This is a genomic window from Streptomyces sp. NPDC053431, from assembly GCF_044544925.1.
Lineage (GTDB): Bacteria > Actinomycetota > Actinomycetes > Streptomycetales > Streptomycetaceae > Streptomyces.
Map to the genome: position 1 here is coordinate 22,064 of NZ_JBITXX010000001.1, position 13,067 is coordinate 35,130.

The following is a 13,067-nucleotide window of genomic DNA, read 5'->3' on the forward strand; positions in this document are numbered from 1 at the left end:
CTTCCGCCCGGTGCGCCTCAGCGGCCGGGCCGACGGTGCGTTCGCCGAGATCCCTCGTCCGGTGGCCGAGAAGCGCCCGGACATCTCTCATCGCGGCATAACGTCTCTTTCGACCGGTACCACCGCGTCGTGGCGTTGTGTCCTTTCTTCCACCGACGTCACGCAACGGCGCGCGACAGGAGTCAGAGGACATGCAGACCAAGCTGGACGAAGCCAAGGCCGAGCTGCTCGATCGGGCCGCCCGGGTAGCTGAGAACAGCCCGGTCGGGGGGCGACTTCCGACAGGGCCGGAGACGGGCAGGCGTCCGGACCACGCGACCCTGCTCGACTACCTCCAGCGCTATTACCTGCACACCGCGCCCGAGGACCTGACGGGCCGCGACGCCGACGACGTCTTCGGCGCCGCGCTCTCGCACTACCGCCTCGCCGAGAACCGTCCGCAGGGCACCGCGAACGTCCGCGTCCACACCCCGACGGTCGAGGAGAACGGCTGGACCTGCAGCCACTCCGTCGTCGAGGTGGTCACCGACGACATGCCCTTCCTCGTCGACTCCGTGACGAACGAGCTGTCGCGCCAGGGGCGCGGCATCCACGTCGTCATCCACCCGCAGGTCATGGTCCGCCGTGACGTGACCGGCAAGCTCATCGAGGTGCTCGCCAAGGAGCCCAAGGGCGAGCTGCCGCACGACGCGCTCACCGAGTCCTGGATCCACGTCGAGATCGACCGCGAGACCGACAAGGCCGACCTCAAGCAGATCACCGCCGACCTGCTGCGCGTCCTGTCCGACGTCCGCGAGGCCGTCGAGGACTGGGAGAAGATGCGCGACGCCGCGCTGCGCATCGCCGAGGGCCTGCCGGCCGAGCCCACCGCCTCCGACCTGCGGCCCACCGAGGTCGAGGAGGCCCGTGAGCTGCTGCGCTGGCTGGCCGACGACCACTTCACCTTCCTCGGCTTCCGCGAGTACGAGCTGGTCAACGGCGACGCCCTGGCGGCCGTCCCGGGCACCGGGCTCGGCATCCTGCGCTCCGACCCGCACCACAGCGGCGACGACCACCACGCCCACCCCGTCTCGCCGTCCTTCAGCCGGCTGCCCGCCGACGCCCGCGCCAAGGCGCGCGAGCACAAGCTGCTGATCCTGACGAAGGCCAACAGCCGCGCGACCGTGCACCGGCCCTCGTACCTCGACTACATCGGCGTGAAGAAGTTCGACGCCCAGGGCAACGTCGTCGGTGAGCGGCGGTTCCTCGGCCTGTTCTCCTCGGCCGCGTACACCGAGTCCGTGCGCCGCGTCCCCGTGGTCAAGCGCAAGGTGCAGGAGGTCCTGGAGGGCGCCGGCTTCTCGCCGAGCAGCCACGACGGCCGCGACCTGCTCCAGATCCTGGAGACCTACCCGCGCGACGAGCTCTTCCAGACCCCGGTCGACGAGCTGCAGTCCATCGTCACCAGCGTCCTGTACCTGCAGGAGCGGCGGCGCCTGCGCCTCTACCTGCGCCAGGACGAGTACGGCCGCTACTACTCGGCCCTCGTCTACCTGCCGCGCGACCGCTACACCACCCGCGTCCGGCTGCGGATCATCGAGCTCCTGAAGGAGGAGCTCAACGGCACCTCCGTCGACTTCACGGCCTGGAACACCGAGTCGATCCTGTCGCGGCTGCACTTCGTCATCCGCGTCGAGCCCGGCACCGCGCTCAGCAAGCTGACCGAGGCCGACGTCGACCGCATCGAGTCCCGGCTCGCCGACGCCGCCCGCTCCTGGTCCGACGGCTTCGGCGAGGCGCTCAACGCCGAGCTGGGCGAGGAGCGCGCCGCCGAGCTGCTGCGCCGCTACGGCAACGCCTTCCCCGAGGGCTACAAGGCCGACCACTCCCCGCGCGCCGCCGTCGCCGACCTGTGCCACCTGGAGGCCCTCGCCGACAGCGACAAGGACTTCGCGCTGTCGCTGTACGAGCCGGTCGCCTCCGGCACCGGCGAGCGCCGCTTCAAGATCTACAAGACGGGCGAGCAGATCTCGCTGTCCGCCGTGCTGCCGGTCCTCAACCGGCTGGGCGTCGAGGTCACCGACGAGCGTCCGTACGAGCTGCGCTGCTCGGACCGCACCCACGCCTGGATCTACGACTTCGGCCTGCGGATGCCGCTGCCCACCGGCAACGGCGGCGACTACCTCGCCGACGACGCCCGCGAGCGCTTCCAGGAGGCCTTCGCGGCCACCTGGACCGGCCTGGCCGAGAACGACAACTTCAACTCGCTCGTCCTGTCCGCCGGGCTCAACTGGCGCGAGGCGATGGTGCTGCGCGCCTACGCGAAGTACCTGCGCCAGGCCGGTTCGACGTTCAGCCAGGACTACATGGAGGACACCCTCCGCAACAACGTCCACACCACCCGACTGCTCGTCAACCTGTTCGAGGCCCGCATGGCCCCGGAGCGGCAGCGCGCCGGCACCGAGCTGATCGACGGGCTCCTGGAGGAGCTGGACGGCGCCCTGGACCAGGTCGCCTCCCTCGACGAGGACCGCATCCTGCGTTCCTTCCTCACCGTCATCAAGGCCACCCTGCGGACGAACTTCTTCCAGAAGGCCGCCGACGGCAAGCCGCACTCCTACGTGTCGATGAAGTTCGACCCGCAGGCCATCCCGGACCTGCCGGCCCCGCGCCCGGCCTTCGAGATCTGGGTCTACTCGCCGCGCGTCGAGGGCGTCCACCTGCGCTTCGGCAAGGTCGCCCGAGGCGGTCTGCGCTGGTCCGACCGCCGTGAGGACTTCCGCACCGAGATCCTCGGCCTGGTCAAGGCGCAGATGGTGAAGAACACCGTCATCGTGCCGGTCGGCGCCAAGGGCGGCTTCGTCGCCAAGCAGCTGCCGGACCCGTCGGTCGACCGCGACGCGTGGATGGCCGAGGGCATCGCCTCGTACCGGACCTTCATCTCCGCGCTGCTCGACATCACCGACAACCTGGTGGCCGGCGAGGTCGTGCCCCCGGTCGACGTGGTCCGCCACGACGAGGACGACACCTACCTGGTCGTCGCCGCCGACAAGGGCACCGCGACCTTCTCCGACATCGCCAACGGCGTCGCCGAGTCGTACGGCTTCTGGCTGGGCGACGCGTTCGCCTCCGGTGGTTCGGCCGGCTACGACCACAAGGGCATGGGCATCACCGCCCGCGGTGCCTGGGAGTCCGTCAAGCGCCACTTCCGCGAGCTGGGCCACGACACCCAGACCGAGGACTTCACCGTCGTCGGCGTCGGCGACATGTCCGGCGACGTCTTCGGCAACGGCATGCTGCTCTCCGAGCACATCCGCCTCGTCGCGGCGTTCGACCACCGCCACATCTTCATCGACCCCAACCCGGACGCGGCCGTCTCGTACGCCGAGCGCCGCCGCCTCTTCGAGCTGCCGCGCAGCTCCTGGGCCGACTACGACACCCAGCTGCTCTCGGCGGGCGGCGGCGTCCACCCGCGTACCGCCAAGTCGATCCCGGTCAACGCGCACATGCGGGCCGCCCTCGGCATCGAGGACGGTGTCACCAAGCTGACCCCGGCCGAGCTGATGAAGGCGATCCTGCAGGCCCCCGTCGACCTGCTGTGGAACGGCGGCATCGGCACGTACGTGAAGTCCTCGGCCGAGTCGAACGCCGACGTCGGCGACAAGGCCAACGACGCCATCCGCGTCGACGGCCAGGACGTCCGCGCCAAGGTGATCGGCGAGGGCGGCAACCTCGGCGCGACCCAGCTGGGCCGCATCGAGTTCGCCCGCTCCGGCGGACCCGAGGGCGAGGGCGGCAAGGTCAACACCGACGCCATCGACAACAGCGCCGGTGTGGACACCTCCGACCACGAGGTCAACATCAAGATCCTGCTGAACGGGCTCGTCGCCGAGGGCGACATGACCGTCAAGCAGCGCAACAAGATCCTCGCCGAGATGACGGACGAGGTCGGCGCGCTCGTGCTGCGCAACAACTACGCGCAGAACACCGCCCTGGCCAACGCCGTCGCCCAGTCGCCGTCCCTGCTCCACGCCCACCAGCGCTTCATGCGCCGCCTGGGCCGGGACGGGGCGCTCGACCGCTCGCTCGAGTTCCTGCCCAACGACCGGCAGATCCGCGAGCTGCTGAACAACGGCAAGGGCCTGTCCCAGCCGGAGCTCGCCGTCCTGCTCGCGTACACCAAGATCACGGTGGCCGACGAGCTGATCGGCACGGACCTCCCGGACGACCCGTACCTGCGCGGGCTGCTCCACGCGTACTTCCCGACGCTGCTGCGCGAGCAGTTCACGGACGCCGTCGACAGCCACCCGCTGCGCCGCGAGATCATCACCACGGTCCTGGTCAACGACACCGTCAACACCGGTGGCTCGACCTTCCTGCACCGCCTCCGCGAGGAGTCCGGCGCGTCGATCGAGGAGATCGTCCGCGCCCAGACCGCGGCCCGGGCGATCTTCCGCCTGAGCGAGGTCTGGGACGCCGTCGAGGCCCTCGACAACAAGGTCGCGGCCGAGTTCCAGACCCGGATGCGCCTGCACTCGCGCCGGCTGGTCGAGCGCGGCACCCGCTGGCTGCTGAACAACCGCCCGCAGCCGCTCCAGATCGGCGAGACCATCGACTTCTTCTCGGAGCGGGTCGAGCAGGTCTGGGAGAAGCTGCCGCAGCTGCTGCGCGGCGCCGACCTGGAGTGGTACGAGTCGATCCTGGAGGAGCTGACCTCGGTCGGCGTCCCGGAGGAGCTGGCGCTGCGGGTGGCCGGGTTCTCCTCGGCCTTCCCGACGCTCGACATCGTCGCGATCGCGGACCGGACCGGCAAGGACGCGCTGGCGGTCGCCGAGGTCTACTACGACCTGGCGGACCGGCTGAGGATCACCGACCTGATGGACCGGATCATCGAGCTGCCGCGGGCCGACCGCTGGCAGTCGATGGCCCGCGCCTCCATCCGCGAGGACCTGTTCGCCGCGCACGCGGCGCTCACCGCGGACGTCCTCGCGGCCGGGAACGGCACCTCCACGCCGGAGGAGCGGTTCAAGGCCTGGGAGGAGAAGAACGCGCCGATCCTGGGCCGGGCGCGCACGACCCTGGAGGAGATCCAGGGCTCGGACGCCTTCGACCTGGCGAACCTGTCGGTCGCCATGCGGACGATGCGCACGCTGCTGCGTACGCACAGCTGATCGCTCGACGCCAAGGGGGCGCCCCCGTCGGTCCTGGGACCGGCGGGGGCGCCCCTTCGCTGTGGGTGCCTTTCGGCCTTTCGCGCCCGTCAGGCGGTCGGGGTGACCGTGGACGTCCACAGCCGCCGGGCGGCGAGCGCCGCCGCCGCGAGGAGAAGGACGTTGCGCAGCACCAGCACGCCGAGGCCGGGCCAGTGGCCGAGGACGACGTCCGCGTAGAGGACCGGGTAGGCGAGGGCGCTCAGGGCCGCGGCCGGCAGGAGGAGCAGGGCGACCGGGCGCATGACCGTGTCACGGGAGGTCAGACACACGGCGGCCAGGCCGAGCAGCCAGATCATGTACTGCGGGCTGATCACCCGGCTGGTGACGGTGAAGAGCAGGACGGCGGCGAGGGCGGCGTCGAGCGGGGTGGCGGCGGTCCAGCGGGCGGCGCGGACCCGCCACAGCAGCAGCCAGATGAAGGCCAGGGCGGTCAGCAGCAGGGCGAGGTGCCCGACGGTGGAGACGTACGGGCCGACGTACTCGAAGGCGCCGTAACGGAACTCCACGCCGCCGGGCCAGATGCCCGCGGCCTTCGCGAGGGCGAGCCCGGTGCCGCCCAGGGACTCGATCTGCACACCCCGGTCGCCCTGCTGGCGCAGGAAGCCGAGCGGCTCCGAGAAGAGCAGCGCCAGCATGGCGAGCAGGGTCACGGCGGCGACGGCCGCGGCCGTCCAGGCGTCGCGGGTGGTGCGCCCGCGCGGGGTGCCGATCAGGGCGAGGGCGGGCCAGACCTTGACCATGGCGCCGAGTCCGGCGAGCGCCCCGCCGAGTCGGTGCGCGGCGGGGGAGCGGGCGGTGAAGGCGAGCAGGGCGAGGACGGCGAGCGCGGTGGTCTGCACGTCGTAGCGGGCGAGCGGGATGTGCAGGAGCAGCGGAAGCCCGAGCACCCAGTACCAGGCGCCGTGGGTGAGCCGGGCGCTGTCGGCGCGGGCGAGCGCCGCGATGATCGCCAGGTCGGCCACCAGGGTGAGGAGGACGAAGCCCTGGAAGTACGTGAGCGAGGGCAGGATCCCCGGCGACATGATGACCAGGCCGGCGCCCGGCGGGTACTGCCAGGTGACGTCGCCGGGCGGGAACGTCCCGTGCGCGAACTGGCCGTACCAGTGCCGGTAGAGCACGTGGACCTCGCTCGCCACGCCGCCGATGCCGAGGTTGTCGCGGTCGAGCAGGAACAGCATGCCGGCGCGGGTGAGCAGCCAGACGACGGCGAGGGCGAGCAGCGGGCCGCGGCCGACGGCCACGAAGGTGGCGGAGGTGAAGGTCTCCGACTCGAAGGGGGAGCGGGTGAGGGCGGGCGGCGCCGAACCGGTGCGGGCGGCTCCGGGGCCGCCGGCGGTCGTGCCGGTCGCGGTTCCGGAGGCTCCGGTGGTGGTCCCGGCGGCCGCGCCGGGGGCGGTCCCGGTCGTCGGGCTTCCCGTGGTGGGTTCGGGCGAGGGCGGATCGGTCGTCATCTTTCCGCACTCTAGACCGCTATGTCCTATTTGCCCCTTCTCTTGGCTTCCGACGCGGTGACGTGTTCGTAGGCCGCCACCACCTCGTCCGCCGGTCCGTCCATCCGCAGCGTGCCCGACTCCAGCCACAGCGCGCGGTCGCAGGTCTCGGTGATGGTGGAGTTCGAGTGGCTGACCAGGAAGACCGTGCCCGCCTCGGCACGCAGTTCGTCGATCCTGCGCCGGCTGCGGCGGCGGAAGGGCGCGTCGCCCGTCGCCAGGGCCTCGTCGATGAGCAGCACGTCGTGGCTGCGGGCCGCGGCGATGGAGAAGCGCAGCCGGGCGCCCATGCCGGAGGAGTACGTGCGCATCGGACGCGAGATGGCCTCGTCGTCCTTGTCGTTGATCCCGGAGAACTCCACGATGCCGGCGTAGCGCTCGGCGATCTCCTTGCGGCTCATGCCCATCGCGAGGCCGCCGAGGATCACGTTCCGCTCGCCCGTCAGATCGCCCATGAGCGCCGCGTTGACGCCGAGCAGGGCGGGCCGGCCGCGGGTGTAGACGCGGCCCGCGCTGGTGGGCAGCAGGCCCGCGACGGCCTTCAGGAGGGTCGACTTCCCCGATCCGTTCGAACCGATCAGGCCGATCGCCTCGCCCCGGTACGCGGCGAAGCTGACGCCCTTGACCGCGTGGACCGTCTGCTTGCCGCCCCGCTCGGTGTAGGTGACGTGGACGCCGTCGGCGACGACGGTGGGTTCTCGTTCCGCGCGCTCAGCCACGGCCGTACCTCTCCTCCGCCTTCCAGAAGTAGACGAAGCCGCCGGCGAAGGTGAGGGTCGCCCAGCCGGCCGCGAGTGCCCAGACGTGCGGCGGCAGTTGGGAGCCGGTGAAGCTCTCGACCAGCGCGAAGCGCATCAGGTCGATGTAGACGGCGGCGGGGTTCGCCTGGAGCAGCAGGATCACCGTGTGCGGCAGGTCGCGGCCGTGGGTGAGGTGGGCGATCGACCACATGACCCCGGAGGCGTACATCCAGGTGCGCAGCACGAACGGCATCAGCTGGGTGATGTCGGGGGTGCGGGCGGCCAGCCGGGCCATGGCCAGCGCGAGCCCGGTGCCGAAGAGGGTCTGGAGCGACAGCGCGGGGATCGCGAGCAGCCAGCTCCAGCGCGGGAACTCGCCGAAGCAGAAGAGGATCGCGACCAGCGCGCCCAGCGAGAAGACCAGCTGCTGCAGCTGCTGGAGCGCGAGGGCGATGGGCAGGCTCGCGCGCGGGAAGTGCAGGGCCCGGACCAGGCCCAGGTTGCCGCTGATGGCGCGGGTGCCGGTCATGATCGTCTGCGAGGTGAAGGTCCACACGAAGACGCCCGTGATCAGGAACGGGACGTAGTCGGGGATGCCCCGCTGGACGTCCATGAGGACGCCGAAGATCGCGTAGTAGACGGCCGCGTTGAGCAGCGGGTTCATCACCTGCCAGATCTGGCCGAGCCGGGCCTGGCTGTACTGCGCGGTCAGCTTGGCCGTCGCGAAGGCGGTGATGAAGTCGCGCCGGGACCACAGCTGCCGCACGTACGAGGGGAGCGAGGGGCGCGCACCGCTCACGGTGAGCCCGTGGCGCAGGGCGAGGGCGCGCAGCTCCTCGGAGGAGGCGGGGGCGGGCGGAGTCGGCGTGGTCGGAGGGGTCGGTGAAGCCGGAGGAGTCAGTGAAGCCGGCGGGGTCGGCGAGGTCGGCGAAGGGGGCCGCGGGGGTGCTGAGGGCCGGGCGGGCGCGGGTGCGGGCGGCGGCGTCGGTTCGCCGGGCCGGCCGGACGGGGTGAGGGTCTGGGGCGTCACGTGCTTCGCCTTCGGTGGGGCGGTGGAGGGGCGGCGGACCCGTTCGACGGAACGGGTCCGTATCGTCGCTACGAGGAGAGTAGGACGGCCCGACGTCGGAACGCAACCGTCTCGTCGTGTCGTGCCCCGCCGCGTGACCGCTGGTTAAGATCCTGTGCATGACGACACCTTCCGGACCCTCGGGAACCCCTCGCCGCGCCCCCGCGGGAGCCGCCGTGCTCCGGGAGGACGTCACCGAGGCCATCCGCGCCGCCGTCTTCGAGGAGCTCGCCGCCGTCGGCTTCGCCCGGATGTCCATCGAGGGCATCGCCCGCCGCGCCGGGGTCGGCAAGACCGCCGTCTACCGGCGCTGGAAGTCCAAGCTCTCCCTGGTCCTCGACCTGGTCGGCGCGGTCGCCCTGCAGGGCCTGCCCGCCCCCGCCACCGGTTCGCTGCACGGCGACGTCCGCGCCCTCCTGGAGGTCGCCTCCCACGCCCTGCGCCACCCGGTGGCCTCGCAGGTGATCCCCGACCTGCTCGTCGAGGCCGCCCGGCACCCCGAGATCGCCGACACCCTCAAGGCCGCCCTCCTCGATCCCCAGCAGGGCGTCGTCGCCCAGGTCGTCCGGGCGGCCGTCGAGCGCGGGGACCTGCCCGCCGGCGCCGACCCCGACCGGGCCCTCGACCTGGTGGTCGGGCCGCTCTACTGGCGGCTCGTCGTGGTCCGCACCGAGCCGCCCCAGGGCTACCTCGACGACCTGGCGCGCTCGGCGGTCGCCGCCCTCACGGCGTAGGACGAAGGCGGGTGCCGCCTACTTGACCGCGCCGGCCATCACGCCCGACACGAACTGCCGCTGGAAGGCGAAGAAGACCAGCAGCGGGATCACCATCGACACGAAGGCGCCCGGCGCGAGCACGTCGACGTTGTTGCCGAACTGCCGGACCTGCTGTTGCAGCGCCACCGTGATCGGCGGCGACTGGGCGTCGGCGAAGATCAGCGCCACCAGCATGTCGTTCCACACCCACAGGAACTGGAAGATCCCGAGCGAGGCCAGCGCCGGGCCGCCCAGCGGCAGCACCACCCGGGCGAACAGGCGCACCTCGCCGGCCCCGTCGAGCCGGGCCGCCTCCAGCAGCTCGCGCGGGATCTCCGCGAAGAAGTTCCGCAGCAGGAAGATCGCGAACGGCAGCCCGAAGGCCGTGTGGAACAGCACCACGCCCAGCGTCGTCTCGAAGATCCCGACCGCGCCGAACAGCTTCGACACCGGCACCAGAGCCACCTGCACCGGCACCACGAGCAGCCCCACGACCAGCAGGAACCACCAGTCCCTGCCCGGGAAGTCCAGCCACGCGAAGGCGTAGCCGGCGAACGCGCCGATGACGACCACGAGGAGCGTCGCCGGGACGGTGATGAGGACCGTGGCGACGAGGGAGTCGGTGATCGCCTCGTTGGAGAGCAGCTGCCGGTAGTTCTCGGTGGTCAGCTGGGCGGGGGCCGTGAAGACCTGCCACCAGCCCCCCGAGGCGATGTCGGACGGCGAGCGCAGCGAGGAGATCAGCAGCCCGACCGTCGGCATCAGCCAGAACAGGGCGACCAGGACGAGCAGGATCCGCACCCCGCCGGAGGCGGCGCGAGCGGCGATCCGGGACGCCGGCCCGCCCGCCGGCCGGCCTGCCGGGCCGCTCATCGCACTGCCCGCCGGGCTGGTCACCGGTCGGCTCGTCGGGCCGCTCATCGGCGGGTCTCCCTTCGCGTGCGGCGGACACGGCGGATGTTGACCGCCATCACCGGCAGGACGAGCAGCAGGAGCAGCACCGCGATGGCCGAGCCGACCCCGAGGTCCGCGTCCGTGCCGAAGGACGAGCGGTACAGCTGGAGCGCCAGCACGTTCGCGTCGTCCTGCGCCGAGCCCGGCGCGATGATGAAGACCAGGTCGAAGACCTTCAGGACGTTGATCATCAGGGTGACGAGGACGACGCCGAGGACCGGCGCGAGCAGCGGGACGGTGATCCGGCGGAAGACCTGCCACTCGTTCGCCCCGTCGACCCGCGCCGCCTCCAGGAGTTCCCGCGGCAGGCCCGCGAGCCCGGCGGCGATGAGCACCATCGCGAAGCCGGCCCACATCCACACGTAACTCCCGATGATCGCGGGGGTGACGAGCGAGGGGCCGAGCCACTCCACGCCGTCGTACTGCGCGCGGAAGTTGCTCGCGGGCAGCCGCAGGACGGCCCCGTCGGCGGCGGCCGGGAGCGTGAAGGTGCCGTCGGCGCCGGCCGTCGCCCGGGCCACCACCCGGCCGTCCTTGACCGCCTCGATCCGCAGCCCCTTCAGACCGCGTTCCTGCGGATCCACGGCGTTCGGCTTCCCGCCGCCGCCCCGGGTGAAGTCCAGCCACGCGACCCCGGTGACGCCGTCGCCGGCCGGTGCGGGGGTACGGGCCGGCCGGGCGTCCTCCGGCATCTGCGCCGGGGCCACGCCGACCAGCGGCAGCCGGGCGATCTCCCCCGTTCGCACCGGGGACTTCGTGACGTACGCCCCGCCGCCCGCCGCCTCCAGCGGGTGGACGGGCAGCGGGCGGGCGCGCGGGAAGACGGACGCCTCGGCGAAGGTGTCGTGGACGCCGACCCAGACCGCGTTGGCGACCCCGCGGTCCGGATCCTGCTCGTAGACGAGCCGGAAGATGATGCCGGCGGCGAGCATCGAGATCGCCATCGGCATGAAGACGACCAGCTTGAACGCCGTTCCCCAGCGCACCCGTTCGGTGAGCACCGCGAAGACCAGACCGAGGGCGGTCGCCACGGTGGGCGCGACGACCACCCAGATCAGGTTGTTGCGGACGGCGGTGCGGATCGACTCGTCGGTGAAGAGCGTGACGTAGTTGTCCAGTCCGGCGAAGGAATCACCCGATCGGTCGAACAGGGAGCGCTGGACGGAATAGCCGATGGGGTAGACGACGAGCGCGCCCAGGAGGACGAGGGCGGGCAGCAGGAAGGCCGCGGCGGTGAGCGTGGTGCGGTTGCCGCGACCACGGCTCCGGTTCCCGCTACGGGTCCCGCGCCGGCTCGGGGTCCCGCTGCGGGCCGGCGGCGCGGGGCGTTCGGTGCGCAGGCCGTCGCCGGCGGCGTCGGAGCCGGTCGGGCCGGGGTTCGCGGTCCCGTCGGGGCGTCGGGTGCCGCCGGGGCCTTCGTCGCCGGCCCCGGGGGCGGCTTCCCGGCCTTCGCCGGATGCGTGGGCTTCGGTGCCGGTCATGGCTCAGCCCTTGTACGCCTTGGCGGCCTCGGCCTCCAGTCTGGCCTGTGTCCCCGCCACGTCCTTCGGGTTCTTCAGGAAGTCCTGGAGCGCCTTCCACTCGCCCTTGCCGGGCGTCCCGCCGAACGACTGCGGCATCTGGTCCGACATGTCGAAGCGGAAGGCGTCCCCCGCGCCGATCAGCGACGTCGCGATCCTGCGCTGCACGTCGTTCGGGTAGGCGGCCGGGTCGAGCGCCTTGTTCGGGGAGAGGAAGCCGCCCTCGGCCGCCCAGATCCTGGCCGCGTCGGGCGAGGCGAGGAACGTCAGCAGGGCCTGCGCGCCCTTCGTGTCCTTCAGCGCCACGGCCGCGTCGCCGCCGGTCACCACCGGGGCCTTCGCGCCGTCGCCGACGGCGGGGAACGGGAAGACCTTCGCGTCGGTGCCGATCTTCGCGCCGGTCTCCGCGATGTTGACCGCCGAGAAGTCGCCCTCGAAGACCATCGCGGCCTTGGCCTGGTCGCCGCCCGTGAAGGTCTGCGTCACGGAGACCGGGAACTCGGTCTGCAGCGCGCCGTTCGTGCCGCCCGCGAGCAGGGCCGGCTTGCCGAACAGCTCGGCCAGGGTCGTGAGCGCCTTGGCCACGGACGGGTCCGTCCACTTGAGGGTGTGCCGGGCCAACTGGTCGTACTTCTCCGGGCCCGCCTGGGAGAGGTAGACGTTCTCGAACCAGTCGGTGAGCGTCCAGCCGTCCGCGCCGCCGACCGAGACCGGGGTGACGCCGGAGGCGGAGATCGTCTCGGCGGTCGCGAGGAAGTCCTTCCAGGTCTTCGGCTCGCTCGCGCCCGCGTTGTCGAAGGCGGCGGCGTTATACCAGACGAGGGACTTGTTGGCCGCCTTGAAGTAGACGCCGTAGGCCGTGCCGTCGACCGCGCCGAGGTCCTGCCAGCCCTTGGAGTAGTTCTTCGCGAGCTGGGCCTTCGCCTCCGGGCCGAGCGGCTTGATCCACTTCTGGGCCGCGGCCTGGTGGATCGCGCCGACCTGCGGCAGCATCGCCACGTCCGGCGGGGAGCCGCCGGCGATCTTCGTACCGAGGAAGTTCACGATCGGGTCCTGGGCGGGCACGAAGGTGACGGTCGCGCCCGTGCGCTTCTCGAACTCCTTCAGGACCTTCGTGAAGTTCGCCTGTTCGGGGCCCGTCCAGACGGCGGCGACCTCGATCTTCTCGCCCTTGAGGGACGGCAGGGCCAGTGCGGACCCGTCCGTGGGGGCCTTCGTGCCGGGCATGGAGCCCGTACCGCCGCCGTCGTCGTCGCTGCCGCAGCCCGCGGCCGCGAGCACGGCGGCCGTGGTCGCCGCCACGACGCCGAGTCGAAGAGTTCTGCCGTTACGCATCCGAGCCCCGCC

At 71.9% G+C, this 13,067-nt stretch carries 8 protein-coding genes; 2 read left to right on the forward strand and 6 right to left on the reverse strand.

Annotation, left to right across the window (positions count from 1 at the left end; genetic code table 11):
• Positions 1-191 precede the first annotated feature (191 nt).
• Positions 192-5,150 carry an NAD-glutamate dehydrogenase gene (locus ACIGXE_RS00100; RefSeq protein ID WP_399740605.1) on the forward strand — a complete coding sequence of 1,653 codons (4,959 nt, stop codon included), beginning with the start codon at positions 192-194 and terminating at the stop codon, positions 5,148-5,150.
• Positions 5,151-5,239: 89 nt separating this feature from the next.
• Here ACIGXE_RS00100 and ACIGXE_RS00105 read toward each other — a convergent pair whose 3' ends face one another.
• Genes ACIGXE_RS00105 through ACIGXE_RS00115 form a run of 3 tightly spaced genes read right to left on the reverse strand, consistent with a single transcriptional unit; the run spans position 5,240 to position 8,323 of the window.
• Positions 5,240-6,643: a glycosyltransferase 87 family protein gene (locus tag ACIGXE_RS00105; RefSeq protein WP_399740607.1), complete on the reverse strand. Its 1,404-nt coding sequence runs from the start codon at positions 6,641-6,643 to the stop codon at positions 5,240-5,242.
• A 26-nt stretch (positions 6,644-6,669) separates the two neighbouring features.
• Complete coding sequence (locus ACIGXE_RS00110) at positions 6,670-7,401, reverse strand: ABC transporter ATP-binding protein (RefSeq protein WP_399740609.1); 732 nt, start codon at positions 7,399-7,401, stop codon at positions 6,670-6,672.
• Positions 7,394-8,323, reverse strand: coding sequence for an ABC transporter permease (locus tag ACIGXE_RS00115; RefSeq protein WP_399743646.1), 930 nt, complete (start codon positions 8,321-8,323; stop codon positions 7,394-7,396). The genes ACIGXE_RS00110 and ACIGXE_RS00115 overlap by 8 nt, the downstream gene beginning before the upstream one ends.
• Before the next feature lie 287 nt (positions 8,324-8,610).
• Here ACIGXE_RS00115 and ACIGXE_RS00120 point away from each other — a divergent pair, with 287 nt between their 5' ends.
• A complete protein-coding gene (locus ACIGXE_RS00120) occupies positions 8,611-9,225 on the forward strand; it encodes a TetR/AcrR family transcriptional regulator (RefSeq protein ID WP_399740612.1) in 615 nt (204 codons plus the stop codon).
• Between the two features lie 18 nt (positions 9,226-9,243).
• Here the strand turns inward: ACIGXE_RS00120 and ACIGXE_RS00125 are convergent, their stop codons facing one another.
• The 3 genes from ACIGXE_RS00125 to ACIGXE_RS00135 are packed head-to-tail and all read right to left on the reverse strand — an operon-like array spanning position 9,244 to position 13,055.
• Positions 9,244-10,119 carry a carbohydrate ABC transporter permease gene (locus tag ACIGXE_RS00125; RefSeq protein ID WP_399743649.1) on the reverse strand — a complete coding sequence of 292 codons (876 nt, stop codon included), beginning with the start codon at positions 10,117-10,119 and terminating at the stop codon, positions 9,244-9,246.
• Positions 10,120-10,163: 44 nt separating this feature from the next.
• Entirely contained in the window at positions 10,164-11,681 is a 1,518-nt protein-coding gene (locus ACIGXE_RS00130; RefSeq protein ID WP_399740614.1) for a carbohydrate ABC transporter permease, read from the reverse strand.
• 3 nt (positions 11,682-11,684) lie between these two features.
• Positions 11,685-13,055, reverse strand: a complete 1,371-nt coding sequence (locus tag ACIGXE_RS00135) for an ABC transporter substrate-binding protein (RefSeq protein ID WP_399740617.1) — start codon at positions 13,053-13,055, stop codon at positions 11,685-11,687.
• Between the last annotated feature and the right edge of the window lie 12 nt (positions 13,056-13,067).

Coding starts and splice junctions, on each gene's coding strand:
- ACIGXE_RS00100 (WP_399740605.1), top strand. CDS start 192: ATGCAGACCAAGCTGGACGAAGCCAAGGCCGAGCTGCTCGATCGGGCC.
- ACIGXE_RS00105 (WP_399740607.1), bottom strand. CDS start 6,643: ATGACGACCGATCCGCCCTCGCCCGAACCCACCACGGGAAGCCCGACG.
- ACIGXE_RS00120 (WP_399740612.1), top strand. CDS start 8,611: ATGACGACACCTTCCGGACCCTCGGGAACCCCTCGCCGCGCCCCCGCG.
- ACIGXE_RS00125 (WP_399743649.1), bottom strand. CDS start 10,119: ATGAGCGGCCCGGCAGGCCGGCCGGCGGGCGGGCCGGCGTCCCGGATC.
- ACIGXE_RS00130 (WP_399740614.1), bottom strand. CDS start 11,681: ATGACCGGCACCGAAGCCCACGCATCCGGCGAAGGCCGGGAAGCCGCC.
- ACIGXE_RS00135 (WP_399740617.1), bottom strand. CDS start 13,055: ATGCGTAACGGCAGAACTCTTCGACTCGGCGTCGTGGCGGCGACCACG.